The organism is Streptomyces sp. Q2, from assembly GCF_056820935.1.
On sequence record NZ_JBXEJE010000082.1, the window covers coordinates 1 to 23,809 of the forward strand.

20 protein-coding genes and 1 pseudogene are annotated in these 23,809 nt (G+C 71.7%); 12 read left to right on the forward strand and 9 right to left on the reverse strand.

All coding sequences use genetic code 11. The features are described from left to right. Positions 1-824, forward strand: an 824-nt coding sequence (locus ACWBNA_RS46430; RefSeq protein WP_482710647.1) for an aspartate aminotransferase family protein, incomplete at its 5' end; no start/stop codon positions are given. Here the strand turns inward: ACWBNA_RS46430 and ACWBNA_RS46435 are convergent. Beyond that, on the reverse strand, positions 805-1,113 hold the full coding sequence (locus ACWBNA_RS46435; protein ID WP_482710648.1) for a hypothetical protein: 309 nt from the start codon (positions 1,111-1,113) through the stop codon (positions 805-807). The two genes, ACWBNA_RS46430 and ACWBNA_RS46435, sit on opposite strands and share 20 nt — an antisense overlap. Here ACWBNA_RS46435 and ACWBNA_RS46440 point away from each other — a divergent pair. Continuing rightward, positions 1,105-1,573, forward strand: a pseudogene (locus ACWBNA_RS46440) (hypothetical protein); the annotation flags it as partial. The gene ACWBNA_RS46435 and the pseudogene ACWBNA_RS46440 overlap by 9 nt on opposite strands. 31 nt (positions 1,574-1,604) lie before the next feature. Here ACWBNA_RS46440 and ACWBNA_RS46445 read toward each other — a convergent pair. After that, positions 1,605-2,393, reverse strand: coding sequence for a DUF3050 domain-containing protein (locus ACWBNA_RS46445; RefSeq protein WP_482710649.1), 789 nt, complete (start codon positions 2,391-2,393; stop codon positions 1,605-1,607). A 218-nt stretch (positions 2,394-2,611) separates the two neighbouring features. On the opposite strand from ACWBNA_RS46445, the gene ACWBNA_RS46450 reads away from it, so the two are divergent. From ACWBNA_RS46450 to ACWBNA_RS46475, 6 genes are read left to right on the forward strand one after another with little or no spacing between them, the layout of a single operon-like run. Next, the gene (locus tag ACWBNA_RS46450) at positions 2,612-3,190 is read left to right on the forward strand and encodes a putative antibiotic biosynthesis monooxygenase (RefSeq protein WP_217235106.1); all 579 of its coding nucleotides are present in this window, start codon (positions 2,612-2,614) and stop codon (positions 3,188-3,190) included. A gap of 30 nt (positions 3,191-3,220) precedes the next feature. Continuing rightward, the gene (pabB, locus tag ACWBNA_RS46455; protein ID WP_482710650.1) at positions 3,221-5,500 is read left to right on the forward strand and encodes an aminodeoxychorismate synthase component I; all 2,280 of its coding nucleotides are present in this window, start codon (positions 3,221-3,223) and stop codon (positions 5,498-5,500) included. 35 nt (positions 5,501-5,535) lie between these two features. After that, positions 5,536-7,059 carry an AMP-binding protein gene (locus ACWBNA_RS46460; RefSeq protein WP_482710651.1) on the forward strand — a complete coding sequence of 508 codons (1,524 nt, stop codon included), beginning with the start codon at positions 5,536-5,538 and terminating at the stop codon, positions 7,057-7,059. A gap of 23 nt (positions 7,060-7,082) precedes the next feature. Then, complete coding sequence (locus ACWBNA_RS46465) at positions 7,083-8,648, forward strand: class I adenylate-forming enzyme family protein (protein ID WP_482710652.1); 1,566 nt, start codon at positions 7,083-7,085, stop codon at positions 8,646-8,648. Further along, positions 8,645-9,823, forward strand: a complete 1,179-nt coding sequence (locus ACWBNA_RS46470; protein WP_482710653.1) for an FAD-dependent oxidoreductase — start codon at positions 8,645-8,647, stop codon at positions 9,821-9,823. Before ACWBNA_RS46465 ends, ACWBNA_RS46470 begins: the two co-directional genes overlap by 4 nt. A gap of 13 nt (positions 9,824-9,836) precedes the next feature. Beyond that, the gene (locus ACWBNA_RS46475; RefSeq protein WP_482710654.1) at positions 9,837-10,706 is read left to right on the forward strand and encodes an aminotransferase class IV; all 870 of its coding nucleotides are present in this window, start codon (positions 9,837-9,839) and stop codon (positions 10,704-10,706) included. 83 nt (positions 10,707-10,789) lie between these two features. Here the strand turns inward: ACWBNA_RS46475 and ACWBNA_RS46480 are convergent, their stop codons facing one another. Together ACWBNA_RS46480 and pdxR are read right to left on the reverse strand one after the other, a co-directional pair. Beyond that, on the reverse strand, positions 10,790-11,278 hold the full coding sequence (locus ACWBNA_RS46480; protein ID WP_482710655.1) for a carboxymuconolactone decarboxylase family protein: 489 nt from the start codon (positions 11,276-11,278) through the stop codon (positions 10,790-10,792). A 56-nt stretch (positions 11,279-11,334) separates the two neighbouring features. Then, a complete protein-coding gene (gene pdxR, locus ACWBNA_RS46485) occupies positions 11,335-12,732 on the reverse strand; it encodes a MocR-like pyridoxine biosynthesis transcription factor PdxR (RefSeq protein WP_482710656.1) in 1,398 nt (465 codons plus the stop codon). A gap of 47 nt (positions 12,733-12,779) precedes the next feature. On the opposite strand from pdxR, the gene ACWBNA_RS46490 reads away from it, so the two are divergent. The 3 genes from ACWBNA_RS46490 to ACWBNA_RS46500 are packed head-to-tail and all read left to right on the forward strand — an operon-like array spanning position 12,780 to position 14,475. Beyond that, the gene (locus tag ACWBNA_RS46490) at positions 12,780-13,310 is read left to right on the forward strand and encodes a carboxymuconolactone decarboxylase family protein (protein ID WP_482710657.1); all 531 of its coding nucleotides are present in this window, start codon (positions 12,780-12,782) and stop codon (positions 13,308-13,310) included. Continuing rightward, positions 13,307-13,750 (forward strand): carboxymuconolactone decarboxylase family protein, encoded by a 444-nt coding sequence (locus tag ACWBNA_RS46495; protein WP_482710658.1) that lies wholly within the window; start codon positions 13,307-13,309, stop codon positions 13,748-13,750. The genes ACWBNA_RS46490 and ACWBNA_RS46495 overlap by 4 nt, the downstream gene beginning before the upstream one ends. Further along, on the forward strand, positions 13,747-14,475 hold the full coding sequence (locus ACWBNA_RS46500; protein WP_482710659.1) for an isocitrate lyase/PEP mutase family protein: 729 nt from the start codon (positions 13,747-13,749) through the stop codon (positions 14,473-14,475). The genes ACWBNA_RS46495 and ACWBNA_RS46500 overlap by 4 nt, the downstream gene beginning before the upstream one ends. A gap of 201 nt (positions 14,476-14,676) precedes the next feature. On the opposite strand, the gene ACWBNA_RS46505 is transcribed toward ACWBNA_RS46500, so the two are convergent. Genes ACWBNA_RS46505 through ACWBNA_RS46525 form a run of 5 tightly spaced genes read right to left on the reverse strand, consistent with a single transcriptional unit; the run spans position 14,677 to position 21,795 of the window. Further along, positions 14,677-15,642, reverse strand: a complete 966-nt coding sequence (locus ACWBNA_RS46505; protein ID WP_482710660.1) for an ABC transporter substrate-binding protein — start codon at positions 15,640-15,642, stop codon at positions 14,677-14,679. A gap of 1 nt (position 15,643) precedes the next feature. Continuing rightward, positions 15,644-17,617: an ABC transporter permease gene (locus tag ACWBNA_RS46510; protein WP_482710661.1), complete on the reverse strand. Its 1,974-nt coding sequence runs from the start codon at positions 17,615-17,617 to the stop codon at positions 15,644-15,646. After that, complete coding sequence (locus ACWBNA_RS46515; RefSeq protein WP_482710662.1) at positions 17,617-18,717, reverse strand: quaternary amine ABC transporter ATP-binding protein; 1,101 nt, start codon at positions 18,715-18,717, stop codon at positions 17,617-17,619. The genes ACWBNA_RS46510 and ACWBNA_RS46515 overlap by 1 nt, the downstream gene beginning before the upstream one ends. Continuing rightward, complete coding sequence (locus tag ACWBNA_RS46520) at positions 18,717-20,240, reverse strand: GMC family oxidoreductase (protein WP_482710663.1); 1,524 nt, start codon at positions 20,238-20,240, stop codon at positions 18,717-18,719. The genes ACWBNA_RS46515 and ACWBNA_RS46520 overlap by 1 nt, the downstream gene beginning before the upstream one ends. A 34-nt stretch (positions 20,241-20,274) precedes the next feature. Continuing rightward, positions 20,275-21,795, reverse strand: a complete 1,521-nt coding sequence (locus ACWBNA_RS46525; protein WP_482710664.1) for an aldehyde dehydrogenase family protein — start codon at positions 21,793-21,795, stop codon at positions 20,275-20,277. 205 nt (positions 21,796-22,000) lie between these two features. Here ACWBNA_RS46525 and ACWBNA_RS46530 point away from each other — a divergent pair, with 205 nt between their 5' ends. Further along, positions 22,001-22,756 carry a LolA-like protein gene (locus tag ACWBNA_RS46530; protein ID WP_482710665.1) on the forward strand — a complete coding sequence of 252 codons (756 nt, stop codon included), beginning with the start codon at positions 22,001-22,003 and terminating at the stop codon, positions 22,754-22,756. The last annotated feature ends 1,053 nt before the right edge of the window (positions 22,757-23,809 follow it).

Here is a 23,809-nt window from a genome sequence, read left to right on the forward strand (position 1 = left end):
TCCACGGGCGTACGACGACGGTCATCAGCTTCTCCACGGACTCCGACGCGCGGGCGGACTTCGGGCCGTACACGCCGGGCTTCGAGATCGTGCCGTACGGGGATCTGACGGCGATGCGGGCGGCGGTGACCGAGAACACGGTGGCGGTGCTGCTGGAACCGATCCAGGGCGAGGCGGGGGTACTGGTGCCACCGGCCGGTTACCTGCCGGGGGTGCGGGAGCTGACGCGGGAGCGGAACGTGTTGTTCGTGGCGGACGAGATCCAGTCGGGGCTGGGGCGGACCGGGCGGACGTTCGCGTGCGAGCACGAGGGGGTCGTGCCGGACGTGTATGTGCTGGGGAAGGCGCTCGGGGGCGGGGTCGTTCCGGTGTCGGCGGTGGTGTCGAGCTCGGCGGTGCTGGGGGTGTTCCGGCCAGGGGAGCACGGGTCGACGTTCGGCGGGAATCCGCTGGCCTGTGCAGTGGCGCTGGAGGTCATCGCGATACTGCGGTCGGGCGAGTACCAGGCGCGGGCGGCGCGGCTGGGATCTCATCTGCTGCGGGAGCTGAGGGTGCTCGCGGGAACGGGCCGGCTGACGGCGGTGCGCGGGCGTGGGCTGTGGGCGGGGATCGACATCGCGCCGGCCTACGGCACGGGGCGGGAGGTGTCGGAGCGGCTGATGGAGCGGGGGGTGCTGGTGAAGGACACGCATGGGGCGACGATCCGGATCGCGCCGCCCCTGGTCGTCTCCGAGGAGGACCTGGACTGGGGGTTGGCCCAGTTGCGTGCCGTACTGGATGTGGATGACGCACAGGTGGAGCAGGTCAGAACAGGGCGTCGGTGAGGCGGTCGACCTGGTCGGGGTCCGGGGCGCACAGCAGTAGAGGACGACCTCTTCGGCGCCGATGCAGAACTAACAGGGCGTCGGTGGCCTCGCGGCTCCGCTGGGGTGTGGTGAGGAGGCCGTTCACCATGCAGCCGGCGCGGCCGGTGAACTCGTAGTAGCTGTGGAGGTTGCGGCGGGCCAGGTCCGCGGCGGTCTCCAGGCCGAGGGCGACGCTGCGCTGGGCGACCAGGCGCGGGTGGCCGGGGCGGTCGTACTTCTGCCAGATGACCTCGACGCTGGGGACCACGGCGGGCCGGCGGCGTTGCGGTACGCGCTGCTCGGGGTGGCCGTGGCGGTGTTGCCGGTCGCGCTGGGCGGCGGGCGGCTGCCGGAGCGGGGACGAGCCGGGTTGCTCGGGCTGGCGGCCGGGTTCGGGTTCGGGGCGGTGGAGGTGGCGGTGCGGTTGATCGACTCACTCGCGGTTCCGGACCTCCTGCGCCACCCGGCGGCGTACGCACTGCTGCTGGGCGGCGCCGCTGCGTTCCTCGCCTGACCTCGGGCCTGCGGACGGGGTCGGTCACGGCGACCACGGCCGGCCTGTGATCGGGGAGACCCTCGGCCCGGCGGCGGTGGGCGTCGCCTGGCTCGGGGACCGCACCCGGGAGGGGGTTGGCGTGGGTGGCGGTACTGGGGTTCGTCGTCGCGGTGGCCGGAGCGCTGCGCTGGCACGGTTCGGGGAGGCGTCCGGGGCGGACGAGGGGGCGTAAGGTGGCCCGCTCTCGCCCCTGACCGACCTCCTCACCCCACCACCCCCATAGCCTCCGAGATCCCGTCCCACAGTCGGACCCTCGCCTCCAGTGCGACGTTCGCCGTGTCGATCGCCTCGCGCCAGCGGGTGTCGTCCGTGCCGCAGAGGTCGGCGACCATCTGCATGGCCATGGGGGTGTGTTCCTCGCCGTCGACCTCGATGTGGCGGGCCAGGTAGTCGCAGAAGAGGGGGAAACGGTCGGTCCCGTCCTTCTTGATGACCTGGTCGAACATGTCGGGGATGAGGTCCTCGCGGGAGAAGGCGAAGGCGGCGGCCCGGCAGTGCAGGGGCCGGTCGGTGATGATCGCGAAGGTCGCGCGGACGAACTCGGCGGCGGGGGCCGGGACTTGGGCCACCCGTAGCGCCGACGGCACATCGTGGCCTTCCGTGATCAGCGCGAGGAACGTGTCGATCGGGCCGGTGTCGGCCGACGCCTCGGCCATGGCGGCGCGGTACAGCTCGAAGTGGCTGGTGAAGCCGCCGTTCAGCTCGTCGCTCTCCTCGACCAGCACGATGTCGTTGATGAGCCGTCGGCTCACGTCCGAGCCGCGCGGCACCCAGGGGACGTCGACGCAGGTGAGCTCCCGCTGCAGGGACTTGAGCAGGGACATGAAGTCCCATACCGCGAACACGTGGTGCGTCATGAACGTCGCCATGCGTTCCCGGCTGCCTATCCGCTGATAAAGAGGATGGGCGGTGACTTCTTTTCGCGCGGGTTCGATCTCTGACCGGGCTCGGTCGATTCCCTCGTGGGACATGTTCCAGTCGTACCTGGGCATGGATCTCCTTCGATCAGGGAAGGTGATCGTGCAATCCTTTCCGGCCGCCCGGCAAGCGATTCCGAGAATTTGTAAGAAGTTGAGGAGAGTTACCCGCAGTACCTCTTCTCACAAGATGCCAAGGCCACCGAAACGTCTATAAAGAGCCACGATCCGGACACCTCGAAAAACTTCGTTAATCTTTGAACGGGCTGTGTCCGCTTTCCGTACTCGACCACGTGACCAGTAATCCCGTCACCGTCACCGTGGCCTATCACGTGGTGCCGGGCCACGAGGGAGACTTCCACTCCTGGGGGTGGGCCATGCTGGCCGCGAGCGCACAGCAACCGGGCTTCCTGGGGGGTGGCGTCCTTGTCGACGGAGAGGCGGAGTGGCACGTGGTCTATCGCTTCGCCAGCGAAGGAACCGCCCTGGCCTGGGAAGGCTCGACCACCCGCAGGCAGTGGGACCTCCGCGCGGAGGGATTCGCGCGGCAGACCGGCCGGCGCAGCGTTCGGGGCGCGAAGGCGTGGTTCGACATCCAGACCGACCGGCCCCCCGCCCCGCCCGCCCCGCCGTCGAAATGGAAGCTGTGGTTCGTAAATATGAGCGCCGTGTTCCCGCCGGTACTCCTGTTCAATGTGATCGCACTCCCCTATCTCGGCGCCTTCAATCCGTTCATTCGCACACTGCTGTTGTGCTTGTGCGTGACGGCCCTCGTCACGTGGATTCTGATGCCGCGCCTTCAGCGTTTCTTCAAGAAATGGCTGTACCCACCGCTCCAGGCGCTCCGCGGACGGCACAAACGGACCGCCTAGCCCAGAGAACGACGCAAGGGAGGTGGGCGGGTGAAGACCCTGCTCATCGACAATTACGACTCGTACACGTACAACCTTTTCCATCTGATCGCCGAGGTCAACGGCCAGGAGCCGGTGGTGATCCTCAATGACGCCCCCGCCGACACGATTCCGGATCTTGCGGAATTCGACAACGTGGTGGTGTCGCCGGGCCCGGGGCACCCGGCACAGGCCCGCGACTTCGGTATCAGCGTCCGGGTGCTGGCCCGGTCCCCCGTTCCCGTGCTCGGCGTCTGCCTGGGCCACCAGGGCATCGCCCTCGGGGAGCGCGGCCGGGTGGGACCGGCCCCGGAGCCCCGGCACGGGCATCTGACCTCCGTACGGCATGACGGGCAGGACCTGTTCCAGGGCGTGCCGCAGTGCTTCACCGCGGTCCGCTACCACTCGCTGGCCGTGCGCGAGCCGCTGCCCGAGACCCTGGAGGCCACCGCGTGGGCCGAGGACGGGGTGCTGATGGGGCTGCGGCACCGCACCCGCCCCCTGTGGGGTGTGCAGTTCCACCCCGAGTCGGTCCTCACCGAGTACGGCCACCGCATGCTCGTGAACTTCCGCAACCTCACGGCGGAACGGGCCCACAAGCTGCGGACGAAGAACACGGCCGTGCCCCGGACCGAGGCGGTGGTCCCCCGCCCGGCCGCCTCCGAGACACCGAAGGCCACCGCGGCACCGTCCGGCACCGACCCGAGGGCCGCCACGGACACCCCGTCGGCCTCCCCCGTGGCCATCCCCCGCCCCCGCCACCCCGGCCCCGCCTACCGTCTGCACACCCGCCGCATCGCCGGTGCCGTCGACGCGGAGGCGGCCTTCACCCGGATGTACGCCGCCTCGGAGCGGGCGTTCTGGCTGGACAGTTCACTGGTGGAGCCGGGTCGGTCCCGGTTCTCGTTCTTCGGTGACGACAGCGGGCCGCTCGCCGAGTTCGTGCGGTACGACGTCGCGGCCGGCCAGTGCGAGATCGAGCGGGCGGGCCGGCCGCCGCGCAAGGTCACGGCGAGTGTTTTCGACTACCTCAAGCGGCAGTTGGCGAACCGGCGCGTGGACGCCACCGGGCTGCCCTTCGACTTCACCGGCGGCTACGTCGGCTACTTCGGCTACGAGATGAAGGCCGACTGCGGCTCACCGAACCGATACTCGTCCGAAATGCCGGACGCCTGCTGGCTGTTCGCCGACCGGCTGATCGCGGTGGACCACCAGGGCGACTTCACCTACGCGGTCTGCCTGGCGGAGGACACCCCGCAGGCCACGCGACAGGCCACGGACTGGCTGGAGAGCACGCTCGCCCAGCTCACCTGCGTGACAGCCGACGCGGGTTCGGCCACCGGCCTCCCGTTACCGCCCGCGCCCGCCCCGGCGCCGGACCTGCTTGCCGCCGAACCCTGGCTGGTCCGCGACCGGGCGACCTACCTCGCCGACATCGAGGCCTGCGGGCGGGAGCTCCGTGCCGGCACCAGTTACGAGATCTGCCTGACCAACGCGGCCCGTTTGCCCGCCCCGCCCGACGCCTACGACTTCTACCGCGTGCTGCGCCGCGTCAACCCGGCACCGTACGCCGCCTTCCTGAGGTTCAAGGACCTCGATGTGGCCGGCTCCTCCCCCGAGCGGTTCCTGCGCATCACCCGGGACGGTGTGGCCGAGGCCAGACCCATCAAGGGCACCGCGCCCCGCGGCGACGGGCACGAGGAGGACGCCCGGCTCCGGGACGCGCTGGCGGCCGACGCCAAGACACGCGCAGAGAACCTGATGATCGTCGACCTGCTCCGCAACGACCTGAGCCGCGTCTGCCGCACCGGGACCGTGCGGGTGCCCCGGCTGATGGCCACCGAGACGTACGCCACCGTGCACCAGCTCGTCTCCACCGTCGAGGGCCGGCTGCGCGCGGGCACCGACGCCGTGGACTGTGTGCGCGCCTGCTTCCCCGGCGGCTCCATGACCGGCGCGCCGAAGCTGCGCACGATGGAGATCATCGACTCGCTGGAGACCGAGGCCCGCGGCGTCTACTCCGGGGCCCTCGGCTACCTGGGGTGCGGCGGCGGCGCGGATCTCAGCATCGTGATCCGTACGGCCGTACTCGCCGACGGGCTGATGCACCTGGGCGCCGGGGGCGCGATCGTCCTCGACTCGGACGCGGTCGCGGAGTACGACGAGATGCTGCTGAAGACGGCCGCGCAGATGCGGGCGCACCGGGAGCACGCGGTCGCGCGGGTCCGGGAGCGGCGGGAGTGGATCGAGCCCCGCGTGCCGCGGACCGTCACCGAGGAGCCCGCCCGATGACGACCGCAGCAGACCGTCGCCGAGGAGCCCGCCCGATGAGGACACCCCAGCCCACCCTCTCCCCGGCCGACGTCGACGCCCCCGGGAACCTCGCCGCGCATCTCACCGCGCTCGCCGAGCGGCGCGGGTGGACCGGCCGGGCCGCCTTCCACCAGGGTCACCGGATCTGGACCCATGGCGAGGTGCACGCCCTCGCGGCCCGCGCGGCCACCGTGCTCGCGGAGCACGGCGTGCGCCCCGGCGACCGGGTGCTGCTCGCCCTGCCCGACTCGATCGCCTGGGTGACGGCCTTTCTCGCCACCGTCCGTCTCGGGGCCGTGGCGGTGCTGGTCAACCCGGAACTCCCCGCGGCCGAACACACGTTCATGGCCAAGGACACCGAAGCCGTGCTGTGCGTGACAGGACCGGGCCTGGAGAACCGCTTCAGCGACCGGGCGTGCCTCGGCGCCGACCAGCTGCTCGCGCTCGCTCCCGTCACCGAGCCGGCCGAGGCCCACCCGGTCGACGCGCACACCCCGCTCTACGTCCAGTACACCTCCGGCACCACGGGCCGCCCCAAGGGAGTCGTGCACACGCACGGTGACCCGAGGACGTACCACGACCTGATCGGCCGACGGCTGCTGCGGATCACCCAGAGCGACGTCACCCTGTCCGTGTCGAAGCTGTACTTCGCCTACGGCTTCGGCAACGCCTTCGTCTTCCCGCTCTTCTCGGGTTCGTCGGCCGTGCTCGTGGACCGGCGTCCGACCCCGGCCGTCGTCGACGAGCTGGTCGCCCGGCACCGGGTGACCCTGCTCTACTCCGTGCCGTCCGCGTATGCCGCGCTGGTCGCCGAGCGGGGCGGTGGCCACGAGGCCTGCTTCGCCTCCGTGCGCGCGGCGGTGTCGGCCGGTGAGGGCATGCCGACGGGGCTCGGGATGCAGGTCGCCGAGGTGCTGGGCGCGCCGGTGCTGGAGCAGATCGGCTCCACCGAGGCGGGGCACGCCTTCTGCGCCAACGGCTTCGAGTACAACCGTCCCGGCACCGTCGGCCGTCCGGTCCCCGGCTTCGAGGTGGAGTTGCGGGACCGGGACGGGCATCCGGTCCCGGAAGGCGCCGAGGGTGAACTGTGGGTGCGCGGGCCGACGGTGACGCCCGGCTATCTGAACCGGCCCGAGGAGACGGACCGTGCCCTGGTCGGCGGCTGGCTGGCCACCCGGGACCGGGCGTGCCGCGAACCGGACGGCACCTACCGGCATCTGGGCCGCGCCGACGACATGGAGATGGTCGGCGGCATCACCGTCTCCCCGCTGGAGGTGGAGGCCGTGCTGCGGACGCATCCGGCGGTGCGGGAGGTCGCGGTCACGGCCGTCCCGGACGGGAACGGCCGCAGCCGGCTGCGCGCCTTCGTCGTCCCCGCCGCAGCCCTGCCGTCCGGGCTGGCGGATGACCTGATCCGGCTGGCCCGGGAGCACCTGGCCGCCTTCAAGGTCCCCCGCAGTGTCAGTTTCGTCCCGTCCCTGCCCCGCACTCCCACCGGAAAGCTCCGCCGTCACCTGGTCCGCAGGGGCGCGTGGTGACCATGTCAGGAAGGAAGGGCTCCATGCCCGAACAACCCCTGCTCGCCGACCGCGGGTTCTATCTCGGCCCGGTGTTCCGGCGGGCGGCCGACCGCCACGGGGCCGTCTTCGTCACGCTGGACCGGCCCCTGGACGTCAATCCGTCCCTGGGGACCGACCTGAGCTATCCCGTGCTGGCCGACGTGGTCGAGGAGCTGTCGGGACGGCTGTGGGAGGCCGGGGTACGGCCCTCGGAGCAGGTGGTCGTACACAAGACGGACAACGTCGACATCGTACTGCTGACCTGCGCGGTCTCCCGGATCGGCGCGGTGCCGGTGCTGCTCTCGCCCGGTCTCGCCGGTCCCGTGGTGGGGCAGTTGCTGGCGCGGTTGCGGCGGCCGTGGCTGATCACCGACCGGGCGAAGCTCCAAGGCCCGCTCCAGGACGTCGAGTTGTCCGGGCTCGTGCGCAGAACCCTCTCCGTGGACGACGCCCCCGGCGCCGAACCGCTGGAGAAGTACGCCGGATCCGAGCCGCCCGCACCCGTACGACTCCATCCCCGGGAGCCCGCCCTGATCACCCACAGCTCGGGCACCACCGGCGTTCCCAAGCTCGCCGTGCACTGCGCGCACACCATGTGGAACCGGCTCGTACCGCAGCAGGCGATGGGCTGGCCCACTCGGGGCGAGACCGCGGCGCTGCACATGTCGTTCGTGCACTCGCGCTTCTACCACCTGCTCGGCGTCCTGCTGCACTTCGGCAGCCCGCTGGTGCTGATCACCGAACCGGACCCGGCGAGTGTGGGGCCACTGCTGGTGCGGCACCGGCCCGGGATCATCGAGACGCACCCCAACACCTTCGTCCTGTGGGAGGAGTTGGCCGACGCGCCGGGGGCACCGCTGTCGCGGGTCAAGGCGTACGGCTCCACGTTCGACGCGATCCACCCGCGGACCGTACGGCGGCTGCTGGGCGCCTCGAGACGGCGTACGCCCTGGCTGATCCAGCTGTACGGGCAGAGCGAGACGGGACCGGTGGCGTTCCAGTGGTTCACCCGGCGCAGTGCCGCCCGCGCGGACGGCCGCCGGGTCGGGATCGGGATACCGGGGTTCACCCGGGTCCGGGTCACGGACGCCGGCGGGAGGCGGGCGGCGCCCGGGACGGCGGGCCGGATCGAGGCCCGCACGAGGGGCCGGATCCTCACCTACCTCGGGGCCCGGGAGCAGTACGAGCGCCAGCTCGACGGCGACTGGTGGCAGATGGGCGACATGGGGTACCGCAGCCGGCTGGGCGTCCTGCATCTGCTCGACCGTGAGATCGACCAGATCGGCTCGGTGCACAGCAATCTGGAGGTGGAGGACGTGCTGATGTCCCGGCTGGAGGAGCTGCGGGAGGTCGTCATCGTGCCCGGCGCGGACCGGGAGCCGGTGCCGGTGGTGTGCGTGCGGGGAGAGCGGCCGCTGGACGCGGGGCGCTGGCGGGAGGCCACAGCCGATCTGCCCGCGATGGCCGAGCCGCGGCAGTGGCGGTTCGAGGAGCTGCCGATGACCGCCACGTGGAAGGTGAAGCGGGTGGAGATCACCCGCATGCTGGCCGAGGGCGCGCGCACGTGAACGAGGTCCTGGTCGTCGGCGCCGGCCCCGTCGGCCTGTCCGCGGCCCTCGCGCTGCGGGCCCGCGGGCTGCCCGTCGTCCTCCTGGAGGCCGACCCCGAGGACCGCGAACGGCCGGGCAGCCGCGCCCTGTTCGTCCACCGGGAGACCCTGCGCCTGCTCGACGGGATGCGGCCGGGCCTCGCCGACGAGATCACCGCGTACGGGCGGACCTGGCAGACCCGGCGCACTGTCTACCGGGGTCGTGAGGTCTACTCCCGAACTCACCCGCCCTCCCCGGGACTCCCGCCCTTCACCAGCCTGCGCCAGGTGGACACCGAACGCTTCCTGCGGGCCGCCTGCGAGCGGGCCGGGGTGGAGTTCGTGTGGGACGCCCGGGTGACGGACGTGCGCAGTACGGCGGCCGAGGTGCACCTGACCGCCGAGGACGGCCGGGTGTGGACCGCCGGGTACGCGGTCGCCGCCGACGGCGCCCGCTCCGCGCTCCGGCGCGGGCTGGACATCGCCATGGAGGGCAGCCACGGGGAGGGCTTCCACGTCGTCGTCGACATCGCCGACATCCCGGGCGCGGAACTGCCGTTGGAGCGGGTCTTCCACTACGAGCACCCGGGGGTGGGCGGCCGCAGTGTGATGCGGGTGCCGTTCACCGGAGGCTTCCAGATCGACCTGCAGTGCCGGGACGACGACCCGCAGGAGGCGTACGGCAGCCCCGAGGCCGCACGCCGGTGGCTGCCCTCGGTCGTGGGCGACGGCTACGCCGAGCGGATCCTGTGGGTGTCGACGTACCGCTTCCTGCGCAAGGTCGCGGCCTCGTTCACCGATCCGCACGGGCGGGTGCTGCTCGTCGGGGAGGCGGCGCATCTCTTCCCGCCGTTCGGGGCGCGCGGTATGAACAGCGGGATCGCGGACGCGGCGGCGGCGGCGAAGGCGGTCGCGGCGGGGACGGCGGAGGCGGTCGCCGACTTCGCCGACGTGCGACGGGCGGCGGCCCTGTTCAACAGTGCGGCCGCCGGGGAGGCGCTGGACCATCTGCGCCCGCGACGGCGGATCGTCCGGGCCAGGCAACGGGCCGCGGCAGCACTCGCACCGGTGCTGCCCTGGTGCGGATCGTGGCTGGAACACGCGCCGTACGGGCCGCGGGGCGGGGCGCCGGTGGCGGCCGGTGGCACGTACTGAGGAGGGGTTCGCGGTGACACAACCGGCGGTCGCGGAAGGGCTGTTGACCTGGACACCGGGCGGTGGCCGGGTGGCGGCGCGGGGTGGGCCCGCGGCGGGGGCCGAGGCCGGCGAACGACCGGCGGGCGGGGCCGAAGGACGGCCGGCGACCGCGGCCGGGATCGGTGGGCGGTTGCTCGTCGCCGACTCCTGGCTGGTGCGGGACGGCCGGGTGCGGGGCTTCGCGCGGCATCGGGAGCGGTTCCTGCGGGCGTGTTCCGAGTGCGGCGGGCCGCCGCCGCGTCGGCTCAGGGAGTTCTGGCAGGACATGACGGCGGCCCTGCCCCGAACGGGCGAATGGTTCCCCCGGGTCGAACTCAGCGCCGGCTCGATGGAGTTGCGGCTGCTGCTGCGGCACGCCCCGCCGCTCGGCTCCGAGGTGCGGGTGTGGGCGGCGGGGCAGTCAGATCCGCGGACCGTGCCCCGCCGCAAGGGGCCCGACCTGGACACCCTGGCCCGCATCCGGCGGCGGGCGTCCGACGCGGGTGCCGAGGAGGCGGTGCTGATCGCGCCGTCCGGTGTGGTGCTGGAGGCGGCCACCGCCAGCGTCCTGTGGTGGGAGGACGACACCCTGTGTCTGCCCCCGCCGCGGCTGCCCGTGCTGCCCGGAGTGACTGTCGGCCTCGTCCAGGAACGGGCCCAGCGCACCGGCATCCGCGTCGCCCACCGCGAGCGGACCGTGGCCGAACTGGACGGCCGTGAGGTGTGGCTGGTCAACGCACTGCACGGAATCCGGCCCGTGACGGGCTGGACGGCCCGCCCGATGCGGGCGGCACCGGCGGTGCGGGCACCGGAATGGCGGACGTGGCTGGACGACGTCATGGAACCGCTGCCGGAGATCTGAATTCAGCTACCACTCATGGGTACGCCGGGGCGCTCCGCAATTTCTCGCGCGAAGCGACCCGGCGCATTGAAAGCTGCCTCAATTCATTGTTTCCGAGTCGGCTGATAATTCCCCGGCACCATCCGGGTCGCGATGGCGATCCGGTTGTAGGCGTTGATGACGGTGGCCGCCCAGATCAGTGCCGCGATCTGCTCCTCGTCGAAGACCTCCGCGGCCTCGGCGTAGACGGCCTCCGGCACGTGTCCGTCGTGCACCAGCGTCACCGCCTCGGTCAACGCCAGTGCAGCGCGCTCCTGTTCGGTGAAGAAAGGGGTCTCCCGCCAGGCGTTCAGGGCGTAGATCCGCTGCTCGGTCTCGCCCTGCGCACGGGCGTCCTTGGTGTGCATGTCGAGGCAGAACGCGCAGCCGTTGATCTGTGAGGCGCGGATCCTGATCAGTTCCAGGAGTTCCGGTTCGACCTTGGCGTCCTGGGCCGCGGAAACGGCGGCGCCGTGCAGGGAGCCCATCGCCGCGGAGACGTCGGGGGTGATTTTCTTGAGGGCCACGCGGGAATTGGAATAACTGTTGCTCATGGGACGACTGTATCGGCTCCGCAGGCGAATTGACGGAAGGAAAGAAAAAAGGCAGATTATCCGGGGAGTGCCGCACACAAGGCGTCCAGTGCCCCCGACCACGCGTGGTCCGGCGGTGTCCCGTACCCCACGACCAGCGCGTCGGGCCGCTCGACGGTCGCCTCCGGATGCCGGTAGCGGTGCAGTCCGTGCACCGCGAGCCCCTGCCAGGCCGCCGCCCGCAGCGCCTCCTGTTCGGTGCCCGGCGGGAGGCGGAGGACGAAGTGCAGGCCGGCCGCGATGCCGGTGGCGTGGACCTGCGGGGCGCGCCGGGCGAGTTCGGCGACCAGCGCGTCCCGGCGGCGCCGGTAGTGCAGCCGGGCCGACCGGACGTGGCGGTCGTATGCGCCGGAGGTGATGAACTCCGCCAGCGTCAGCTGGTCCAGGACTCCGCACGACCAGTCGACGCCGCCCTTGGCCGCGACGACCTCGGCGGCGAGCGACGGCGGCAGCACCAGCCAGCCCAGGCGCAGGCCCGGGGCCAGTGACTTGCTGGCGGTGCCCAGGTAGACCACGTGGCCCGGGTCGAGGCCCTGGAGGGCGCCCACGGGGCGGCGGTCGTAGCGGAACTCCCCGTCGTAGTCGTCCTCGATGATCAGCCCGTCGCTCTGCCGGGCCCAGTCCACCACCGCGGCCCGCCGGTCGGGGTGCAGGGCACCGCCGATCGGGAACTGGTGCGCGGGCGTCAGCAGCACGGCCCGCTCTTCCGCCCCCAACTCCTCGGTGCGCGTGCCGCGTCCGTCCAGTCCCAGTGGTACGGCCCGCAGTCCGGCCCGCTCCAGCAGCCGCCAGTGCACGTCGAGGCCGTACGACTCCACCGCCAGGCTCCCCAGCCCCCGCTTCCGCAGCACCTGGCCGAGCAGCATCAGCCCGTGCGCGATGCCGGAGCAGATGACGATGGAGTCGGGGTGCGTGCGGACCCCGCGGGCCCGGGCCAGGTAGCCGGCCAGGGCGGTGCGCAGTTCGACGCGGCCGCGCGGATCGCCGTAGCCGAGGGCGTCGTACGGAGCGACGGCGAGCGCGCGGCGGGCCGCCTTCAGCCAGGCCGTGCGAGGGAAGGCGGACAGGTCCGGGGTGCCGGGGACGAGGTCGTACATCGGGCGGGACGGTGTACGGCCGCCCGGCGCGGGACCCACGGCCGGGACCGGCACCGGACGTTCCGCCACCCTCGTGCCCGAGCCCTGGCGGGCGGTGAGCCAGCCCTCGGCGACCAGGTCGGCGAAGGCCTCGGCGACCGTGTTGCGGGCGATGCCCAGATCGGCGGCGAGAGCGCGGGAGGACGGCAGTCTCGTGCCGGGGGCGAGGCGGCCGGTGCGGACGGCCTCGCGCAGGGCGTCGGTCAGGCCACGGCGCAGGCCCGGACCGGCCGGTTCGAGATGGAGGTCGACACCCAGAGTGGCCCAAGGTTTCGGCATGGAAGTGGACCATACTCCTGGGCAGCTTGGCTCCTAGGGTCGATGTCATGACCACGAGCGACACGACGACCACCCCGGCCACGACCACCACGACGACCTCCGAGTACGCCCCCGAACAGCCCGCCCGGATGCCCTGGGCCCAACACGTCCCCGAGGTCTACAAGGCGATGATCCGCCTCGACACGGCCGCCAAGCAGGGCCTCGACCCCACGCTGTACGAGCTGGTGAAGATCCGCGCCTCGCAGGTCAACCACTGCGCCTTCTGCATCGACATGCACACCAAGGACGCGCTCGCGGCGGGCGAGAGCGTCGAGCGGATCATCCAGCTCGACGCCTGGGACGAGTCGCGGCGCTTCTACACCGAGAAGGAACTCGCGGCGCTGGAACTGACCGAGGCGGTGACCGTCCTGACGGACGGCTACGTGCCCGACGAGGTGTACGAGAAGGCCGCCAAGCACTTCGAGGAGGCCGAACTGGCGCAGTTGGTCTCCGCGATCGCGGTGATCAACGCGTGGAACCGGTTCGGGGTGACCTTCCGCATGGCCCCGGGGCACTACGAGCCGGGGCAGTACAAGTGAGCCGTACCACGCTCCTGGACCGCGAGGTCGGACAGGCCATGTCCGCGCTCAGCGCCGCCGCGAAGAAAGGGCTCGGCGACCCCGCGCTCGCCGAACTCGTGGTGATCCGCGCCTCGCAGCTCAACCACTGCGCCTTCTGCCTCGACATGCACCTCACCATCGCCCGCAAGCACGGGGTGAGCGAGCGGCAGCTCGATCTGCTGGCCGCCTGGGAGGAGGCCGGGGACGTCTTCGACGAGCGGGAGCGGGCCGCGCTCGCGCTGGCGGAGGCGGTGACCGTGCTGACGGAAGGGTTCGTGTCGGACGCGGTGTACGCGCGGGCCGCCCTGCACTTCGACGAGGTTCGGCTCGCCCATCTCGTGGGGCTGATCGTCGCCATCAACAACTGGAACCGGGTGATGGTCAGCCGCCGGATCCCGCCCGGGGGTTACACGCCATGACCAAGGTGGAGGAGTTTCGTGCGCTGCACCGCGGCCGAGTCCCGGGTGACCCCCTCGTCCTGCCCGGCCCCTGGGACGCGGCCAGTGCCCGCGCGCTCGTCGAGGCGGGCTTCCCGGCACTGGCCACGCCCAGCGCGGGGGTCGCCGCCTGCCTAGGGTACGAGGACAGGGCGACCCCGGCGGACGAGATGTTCGCGGCGGTCGCGCGGATCGTGCGGGCCGTGGACGTGCCGGTGTCCGCCGACATCGAGGGCGGGTACGGGCTCGCGCCGAAGGAGCTGGTGGAGCGGCTGCTGGAGACGGGCGCCGTGGGCTGCAACCTGGAGGACTCCACCGATGGCGTCCTCAAGGACCCGCACGAGCATGCCGACTGGCTCGCCCAGGTGCGGTACGCCGCCGGGGACTCGCTCTTCGTCAACGCCCGCGTCGACACCTTCATCAGGGGTGTCGCCGATCCGGAACAGGCCATCCACCGGGCCGCGCTGTACGTCGCCGCGGGCGCCGACTGCGTCTATCCGATCGGCGCCCCGACGACCGTGCTGCCGCTGCTGCGCTCCGGTATCCAGGGGCCGATGAACGTGTTCGCCGGGCTGGAGGGCGACGGCGAAAGCCCCTCGGCCACCGAACTCGGTGAACTCGGGGCGACCCGCGTCACGTTCGGGCCGGGGCTGCAACGCCGGGCGGACCAGGCACTGCGCGAGATCGCCGCGGATTTGAGGCGGTAGGCGGCGGCTCGCCGGAGAGCCGGTCGCGGGGGGGGGGGGGGGGGGGCGGCAGGGCCGNGGCGGACCAGGCACTGCGCGAGATCGCCGCGGATTTGAGGCGGTAGGCGGCGGCTCGCCGGAGAGCCGGTCGCGGTCGGGGGGTGCCCGCATACAGCAGGGGCACCCCCCGACCGGTCAAGCGTCGGAGTCGAGTCGGGTCGCCTACTTGGGCAGCCACGCCCGCCACGTCGACTCGTGACTCTCGACCCACTTCTTCGCCGCGTCCTGCGGGGACATCTTCTTGTCGGCGATGTCGAGGGAGACCTCGTTCTGGTCGGCCTCGCTCCACTTGAAGTTCTTCAGGAAGGCCGCCGCCTTGCCGCCCCGCTTGGCGAAGTCGGCGTTGAGGTACTTCTGCAGCGGCGTGTGCGGGTACGCGCACTTGATCTTCGTCAGGTCGGCGTCGCAGCCCTCCTTGTACTCGGGCAGCTTCACCTCCGTCATCGGCACCTTCTCGAACAGCCACTGCGGCTTGTACCAGTACGTCAGGAACGGCTTCTGCTCCTTGGCGAACTGCTCGATCTGGGTGATCTGCGCCGCCTCGGAGCCCGCGAAGACGACCTTGTAGTCCAGGCCGAGGTTCTGCACGAGGGCCTTGTCGTTCGTGACGTACGACGGGGAGCCGTCCATCAGCTGCCCCTGGCCGCCGCTCTCCGCGGTGCGGAACTGGTCCGCGTACTTGTTGAGGTTCTTCCAGTCGGTGACGTCCGGGTGCTTCTTCGCGAAGTACGTGGGGACGTACCAGCCGATGTGGCCGGTCACGCCGAGGTCGCCGCCGGACGCGATCGTCTTCTTGTCCTTGACGTACCGCTGCTCCTGCTCCGGGTGGCCCCAGTCCTCCAGGATCGCGTCGACGCGGCCCTGGCTGAGGGCGTCCCAGGCCGGGACCTCGTCGATCTGGACCCGGTCGACGCGGTAGCCCAGCTCGCGCCTGAGCAGGTACTCGGCGACCGCCACGTCCGCCTGGGCGCCCACCCAGCTCTGGACGGAGAGCGTCACGGTCTTGGCGCCCCCCGCGTTGGCGTACGGGGACGCCTGCTTGGTCATGTCGGCGGCGCCGCACCCCGAGAGGGCCAGCAGGGCGCCGACCGCGGTCATGGCGCTCACCGCACGCGTACGTACGCGCATGTCAGGCTCCCTTCTTCGCGTCGTGTTCCCGGCGTGCCGTGGGCTGCGTCACCCGGTCCAGCATCAGACCGAGGCAGACGATGGCGACGCCGCCCACCATGCCCGTCGCCAGGTCGCCCTGCGCGATGCCGAACACGACGTCGTAGCCGAGCGCGCCACCGCCGACCAGGGCGCCGATGACGACGACGGCGAGGACCAGCACGACCGCCTGGTTCAGGGCGAGCAGCAGCGCGGGACGGGCCAGCGGGAGCTGGACCTGGCGCAGTTGCTGCCAGTTGGTGGCGCCGAGCGAGCGCGAGGCCTCCATCGCGGCGGGGTCGACCTGCCGCAGGCCCTGCGTGGTGATGCGGATGACGGCGGGCAGCGCGTAGATGACGGCCGCGGCGACCGCGGGGGCCCGGCCGATGCCGAAGAGGGCGACGACCGGGATCAGGTACACGAACTGCGGCATCGTCTGGAAGACGTCGAGCACGGGGCGAAGGAGCCGTTCGAGGCGGCTGCTCCTGGCCGTCGCGACGCCGATCGCGAAACCGAGGACGAGGGTGACGGCGACGGCCGCGAGGACCTGCGCGAGCGTGTCGAGGGACTTGTCCCACACGCCGAGGACGCCGATGCCGGCCATGGCGAGGACGGCGGTCAGAGCGGTCTGCCAGGTGCCGATCAGCCAGGCGAGGGCCGCGACGACGAGCAGCAGGGACCACCAGGGCAGGTCCTGCAGTCCGTCGCGGACCGGGTCGAGGACCCAGGTGGTGAAGTGCGCGGCCCAGTCGGCGGTGCCGCCGACGACGGGCACGCCGGTGTAGAGGTGGTCGACCATCCAGTCCTTGGCGGTGTTGACCGGCTCGACGATGTCCACCGTCCAGCTCGCCGGCCACTCCAGACGGTCGGCGAACCGCACGGCGAGCGCGACGACGACGGTCACGACGGCGGCCACGGACCAGCCGCGCGCGCCGCGCAGCGGCGAGGTGTCCTCGGCGTGCGCGCCCAGACGCTCACCGGCGGCGCCCGTGACGCGGTCGAGGACCACGGCGAGCAGCACGATCGGGATGCCGGCCGCGAGGGCGGCGCCGACGTCCACGGTCCCGAGCGCCTGGTAGACGCGGTCACCGAGACCGGCACCACCGATCATCGACGCGATGACGGCCATGGAGAGCGCCATCATGATCGTCTGGTTGAGACCGAGCAGGAGCTCCTTGCGGGCCAGCGGGAGGCGGGCCGAGAACAGGCGCTGGCGGGCGGTGGTGCCGAGGGAGGTCACGGCCTCCATCACGCCGCCGTCGGCGCCGCGCAGGCCGAGCGCGGTGAGCCGGGCCATCGGCGGAGCCGCGTACACCACGGTCGCGAGGACCGCGGCGGGCACGCCGACGCCGAAGATCAGGGCGACCGGCAGCAGGTACGAGAAGGCCGGGAGGACCTGCATGGTGTCCAGGACGGGCCGCAGGATGCGGAAGATCCGGTCGCTGAGGCCGGCGGCGAGTCCCATGAGCATGCCGAGCACGACGGCGGCGATGACGGACACGACCATCAGGGCCAGCGTCTGCATGGTCGGCACCCACATGCCGAGCAGCCCGCACACGCCGAACGAGGCGGCCGTGAGGACGGCGAGGCGCACGCCCGCGACCCGCCAGGCGACCAGCGCGGCGCCGGCGACGACACCGGCCCAGCCGCCCGCGAGGAGCACCAGGTAGACGGCGCGCACCGACACCACGATGGCGTTGGAGATGTGTCCCAGGAAGTAGGTGAACAGCCAGTGGCTGTCCCGGTTGTCGATGATCCAGTCGCTGGCCTTGCCGAGCGGCGAGGTCAGGTCGACGGTGAGGGCGTCGGGCCAGGCGCCGGAGGCCCACTTGGCGTTGGCGATCGGCACGAGCACGGCCGCGGCGACGGCGAGCAGCAGGATCTTGCCGACGGCCCGGTGCTTGAGCAGGGCGCCGATTCCCGTATCGCGTACGGGACTTGCTGAGACGGCGGCCATCAGACGACCACCTCGCCGGTGTTTCCCTTCCGGGGGCCGGGTACCCCGGCGACGACGCCGAGCAGTCGCTCGTGGTCGACGACGCCGAGGCAGCGGCCGTCGTCCACGACCCGCACCGGGAAGCCGGAGCGGGTCACCGCCTCGATGGCCTCGGAGACGGTGGCGTCGGGCGCGATGGCCGCTCCCCTGGTCTCCTCGTCGGCGTCGGCGGGCCGCATGGCGGTGCGGACCTTCATGACGTCGGCGCGCGGCACGTCGCGGACGAAGTCGCGCACGTAGTCGTCGGCGGGCGAGCCGACGATCTCCTCGGGGGTGCCGAGCTGCACGATCTCGCCGTCGCGCATCAGCGCGATGCGGTCGCCGAGGCGCAGGGCCTCGTTGAGGTCGTGGGTGATGAAGACCATGGTGCGGCCCTCGTCGCGGTGCAGGCGGATGACCTCCTCCTGCATGTCACGGCGGATCAGCGGGTCGAGCGCGCTGAACGGCTCGTCGAAAAGCAGGACCTCGGGGTCGACGGCGAGCGCGCGGGCCAGGCCGACGCGCTGCTGCTGGCCGCCGGAGAGCTGACCGGGCTTGCGCTGCTCCAGTTCCTCGAGGCCGACCTTGGCGACGACTGCTTGCGCCTTGGCGCGTCGCTCGGCCTTGCCGACGCCCTGGATCTCCAGGCCGTACCCCACGTTGTCGAGGACGGTGCGGTGCGGAAGCAGGCCGAAGTGCTGGAAGACCATGGAGGCGCGGTTCCTGCGCAGTTCGCGCAGGCGGCCCTTGTCCATGGCGAGCACGTCCTCGCCGTCGATCGCGACGGCGCCGGAGGTCGGCTCGATGAGCCGGGTCAGACAGCGCACCAGCGTGGACTTGCCGGAGCCGGACAGGCCCATCACGACGAAGACCTCGCCCTTGCGGACGTCGAAGGAGACGTCCTTGACGGCGGCGGTGCAGCCGGTGCGCTCGCGCAGTTCGGCGGGCGAGAGGGCGGCCAGTTCCGGGTCGGCGGGGATCTGGTCCGCCTTGGGGCCGAAGACCTTCCACAGGCCCTCGACGGAGAACACGGGATCCTCGCTCGCCGGCGTAGTCGGCTGCGTAGCCATGGTCGTAGTCATCACGCACCACCTCCAAGGAGGTCGACGGCCCGTTCCCCGACCATCAACACCCCGATCATCGGGTTCACGGCCGGCATGGTCGGGAAAACGGACGCGTCGGCGATACGGATGCCGTCCAGTCCGCGGATCTTCAACTCGGGGTCCACGACGGCCGACCGGTCGTCGGCGGCTCCCATCCGGCAGGTCCCCGCCGGGTGGTACACGGTGTGCGCGACCTTGCGGGCGTACTCGCTCAGCTCCTCGTCGCCCGTGACCTGCGGGCCCGGGGCCACCTCGCGCTTGAGCCAGCCGGCGAGCGGCTCGGTCGTGGCGATCTCACGGGCGATCTTGATGCCGTCGACGAGGGTGCGGCCGTCGTAGTCGTCCTCGTCGGTGAAGTAGCGGAAGTCGAGGGCCGGCTTGACCGACAGGTCGGCGCTGGTCAGGAACAGGCGGCCGCGGCTCTTCGGCTTGGGGATGTTCGGGGTCATCGAGACGCCGAAGGGCGGGCGTTCGTAGCCGAGGCGCTCCGGGTTGTCCGTGAAGGGGATCTGGTAGAAGTGGAACATCAGGTCGGGGCCCGCGTGTTCGGGGTCGCGGCGCACGAACAGGCCCGCGTCGGAGTCCATCGCGGAGTTCTCCGGGATGGGGCCGTTGGTCTCCCAGACGATCACCGACTCGGGGTGGTCGAGCAGGTTCTCGCCGACGCCCGGCAGGTCGTGCAGGACGGGGATGCCGAGCGCTTCCAGGTCGGCCTTCGGGCCGATGCCGGAGTGCAGCAGCAGGCGGGGCGAGTCGACGGCGCCCGCGCACAGCAGGACCTCGTTGCGGGCCTTGACGAGGATCTCCTCGCCGTCCTTCGTGCGCACGTGCACGCCCTCGGCGCGGGTGCCGTCGAACTGCAGCTTGTACGCCCAGGTCTCCAGCATGAGGTGGAGGTTGGGCCGTTCGTCCATCACCGGGTGCAGGTACGCCACCGACGCGGAGGAGCGCTTGTTGTTCTCGGGGTGGTAGGCGAGGTCGAAGAAGCCGACGCCGTCGTTGAACGGCTTCTTGTTGAAGCCCTCGACGCGGGGGACGTCGAGCGCCTTCTGGGCCGCGTCGACGAAGTCGCGGGCGATGGCGTTGCGGTCCTTCTCGTCGACCGGGACGATGTTGTTCTTCAGCCGCGCGAAGTACGCCTCCATCGGCACCGCGCCCCAGCCCTTGGCGCCGGCCGCCTCCCACTCGTCCCAGTCGGACGGCAGCGGCTTGAAGGCGATCAGGGTGTTGTGCGAGGAACACCCGCCGAGGACGCGGGCCCGGCTGTGCCGGATGTGGGAGTTGCCGCGTGGCTGCTCGGTGGTCGGGTAGTCGTAGTCGAGGTCGCCGCCGAGCAGGCCCATCCAGCGGCGCAGGGTCAGGACGTCGTCTCTGTCCACGTCGCTCGGGCCGCCTTCGATGACGGCGACGGTGACGTCGGGGTTCTCGGTGAGGCGGGAGGCGATGACGGATCCCGCGGTGCCGCCGCCTATCACGACGTAGTCGTACTCGTGCTGGTGCATGGGAGGTACTCCAGGGGCTTGCGAGGGAGGGAGGTCAGCCGGCGAACCAGCGGACGGGCTTGGGCGCGAGGTTCTGGTAGACGTGCTTGGTCTCGCGGTACTCGGCGAGTCCGGCGGGGCCCAGTTCGCGGCCCGTCCCGCTCTTGCCGAAGCCGCCCCACTCCGCCTGGGGGAGGTAGGGGTGGAAGTCGTTGATCCAGACCGTGCCGTGCCGCAGTCGGCCCGCGACCCTGCGGGCCCGGCCGGCGTCGGTGGTCCAGACGCCGCCGGCGAGGCCGTACTCGGTGTCGTTGGCGAGGGCGACCGCCTCGTCCTCGGTGCGGAAGGTCTCGACGGTGAGGACGGGGCCGAAGACCTCCTCGCGTACGACCTTCATCTCGCGGTGGCAGTGGTCGAGGACGGTCGGCTCGTAGAAGTAGCCGTTCTCGGGCCTTTCCGGGGACGGCGCGGGCCGCTTGCCGCCGGAGCGCAGCACCGCGCCCTCGGCGAGCGCGGAGGCGACGTACGACTCCACCTTGGCGCGCTGCTGTTCGGAGACGAGCGGGCCGCACTCGACGCCGTCGGCGGTGCCGCGGCCGAGGCGGACACGGTCCGCCCGGCGGGCGAGTTCGGCGACGAAACGGTCCCGGACGCTCTCCTCGACGATGAGGCGGGCGCCCGCCGAGCAGACCTGGCCGCTGTGGATGAAGGCCGCGTTGAGGGCCTGGTCGACGGCGGTGTCGAAGGCCTCTTCGGTGGCGCAGGCGTCGGCGAAGACGACGTTGGGGTTCTTGCCGCCGAGTTCGAGGGCGACCTTCTTGACGCTCGGGGCGGCGGCCTGGGCCACCTTCGTGCCGCTGACCAGGCCGCCGGTGAAGGAGACGAGGTCGACGTCGGGGTGCTCGGCGAGCCGGGCGCCGACCGAGTGGCCGGGGCCGGTGACGATGCCCGCGACTCCGGCGGGCAGGCCGGCCTCGGCCAGCAGGTCGATCAGGGCGACGGTCGTCAGCGGGGTGATCTCGCTCGGCTTGACCACGAAGGTGTTGCCGGCCGCGAGCGCCGGGGCGATCTTCCAACTGGCCTGGAGGAGCGGGTAGTTCCAGGGCGTGATCAGCGCGCACACGCCGAGGGGCTCGTGCACGACCACGCTGTGGATGTCGGGCGAGCCCGCGTCGACGACCCGGCCCGGGGCCTCGGCGGCGACGAGGTCGGCGAAGTAGCGGAAGGCGTCGGCGACGCAGTCGATGTCGACGCGGCCCTCCTCGACGGTCTTGCCCGCGTCCCGGCTCTCCAGCAGACCGAGTTCTTCGCGGTCGCGTACGAGAAGATCGGCGACGCGGCGCAGCAGTGCGGCGCGTTCGGCGACGGGGGTGCGCGGCCAGTCGCCGTGGTCGAAGGCCTGCCGGGCGGCCGCGACCGCCAGGTCGGTGTCCTTCTCGTCGCCCTCCGCGACCAGGGCGAACGGCAGGGCGTCCGCGGGGTCGATGATCTCGCGCGTGGCGCCGGAGACGGCTTCAAGCCACTCCCCGTCCACGTGGATGGTCTTCCGCGCCTGGAGTTCTGGTGTGTCCGCCATGATCGGGTTTGCCTTCCGTTCCTGTTCAGTGCCCCTGTGTCACACACATGTCACTCACCGGGACCGTGAGCGCCTGCCCTTGCGCGGCGATTGCATGCGCAATCCATGGCTGAAAGTGGGCCGCGTCACTGAACATGCGGGCAAATGGGGCGAACCGTACGCTGAGTCATGGTGTGCGAGTGAGGCGCGCCACGGAGGTGACGTCATGGCCTCGAAGGCGGTGGTCCGCGCGGCGGCGAGCGCCGCCCTGCTCCTCGCACCCGCCCTCGTCGCGGCGGGCGACGCCGACGACCTGAGCGCCCGGCAACTCGCGACGCGGGCGAAGGACAACCTCCTCGCCGCCGAGTCCGTCCACCTGAAACTGACGGACCGCGGCGCGGCCGCGAGCGCCGCCAAGACCCAGCCGACCTCGATGGACCTGGCACTCGACAAGGACGGCAACTGCGTCGGCACCTTGGAGATGGGCTCGAACGGCGGCAGCGTCGAGATCGTCAAGCAGGGCGCGGAGGTGTGGATGAAACCGGACACCGCGTTCTGGAAGGCCCAGGTGCCCGGCGGCGAGGGCGACGCGGTGGCCGAGCTGTTCGAGAACCGCTACATCCACGGCTCCACGAAGGACGCTTTGCTCAAGGGCATGGCCGACACCTGTGACCTGGCCGCCTTCCAGAAGGACCTCGACACTCCCGACCCCTCCGGCAGGGCCGCACTGACCAAGGGCGACGAGACGACGCTCGACGGCACGAAGGTGATCCCGCTGAAGGGCACGGAGGACGGCAGCCGCACGACCCTGTACGTCACGTCCGACTCCCCGCACCGCCTGGTCTCGGCCACGCAGCAGGGCGGCGGAACCGACCTGACGCTGACCTTCACGGACTACGACAAGCCGGTCCCGACGAAGACGCCCTCGGCCGACGACACGGTGGACGTCGAAAAGCTCCAGGACGAACTGCAGAGCATCTGAGCCGGCCGGGTGCGGGTCAGTCGATGTCGAACGAGCTCGACGCCGGTGCGCACTGTCCGAGCGGCGGGCAGAACCAGTCCAACGCCGTGGTGAGCAGCTCCAGTTCGTCGTCCCGGCCGTCGGCTTCGGCGCCGTATGCGGCGATGGCGTAGATGTTGCCGTCCGGCGCCACGAACCGCTCGTCGTAGACGTGCCAGGTGCCGACGTCCGGCTCGCCCTTGATGGTGTCGGCGAGGTACTCCAGCCGTGTNGTATGCGGCGATGGCGTAGATGTTGCCGTCCGGCGCCACGAACCGCTCGTCGTAGACGTGCCAGGTGCCGACGTCCGGCTCGCCCTTGATGGTGTCGGCGAGGTACTCCAGCCGTGTGCCCGTGAACCCGCTGTCGTCGTCGAGGTTCTGCCGGGACAACTCCTCGAACCCGGCCGGCTTGGGGGTGTCCTCCGACAGATACAGGTCGAACGACGCGTCCGGCGACTCCTCGGACACCTGGTAGACCTGCAGCCGGCGTTCGCTGTCGGCACTGCGGTAGTTGACGACGGCGATCCCGAACTGGGAGTCCACCGTGGTCCGCGCCCACCCCTCGGGTATCGCGATCCGGAACCCCTCGGTGTCCTCGTACTCCTCGTATCCGGCGGGGAGTTCGGGTGCGGAGACGGTGGGCGACGCCGACTCCTCGGTGGGCGTGGGGCTCGGGTCGTCCTGCTGCGAGACCTCGCCCGTCGGGGACGGCGACCCGCTCCCGGCGACCGCCGGCTCGTCGTCCCCGCCCCGGACGACCAACGTCAGCACCAGGCTCACGGCGACACCGACGGCGGCCGCCCCGATCAGCACGGACCACACGAGCCGCCTGCTCATGCCGCGGGCGGGGGCTGCCGAGGCGGTCTGATCGACGGGCGGCCAGGAACCACTGGGCCACTGGGCCGGAGGCCACGCTCCGCCGCCGCCGACGTCCTGGGCCGCCGCGGGCACCTCGCCGCCCGCCGCCTGCGTCGGGGGCCACGCCGTCGCCCCGCCGTCATGGCCCGCCGCCTCCTGGGCCGCCGGTTCGGGC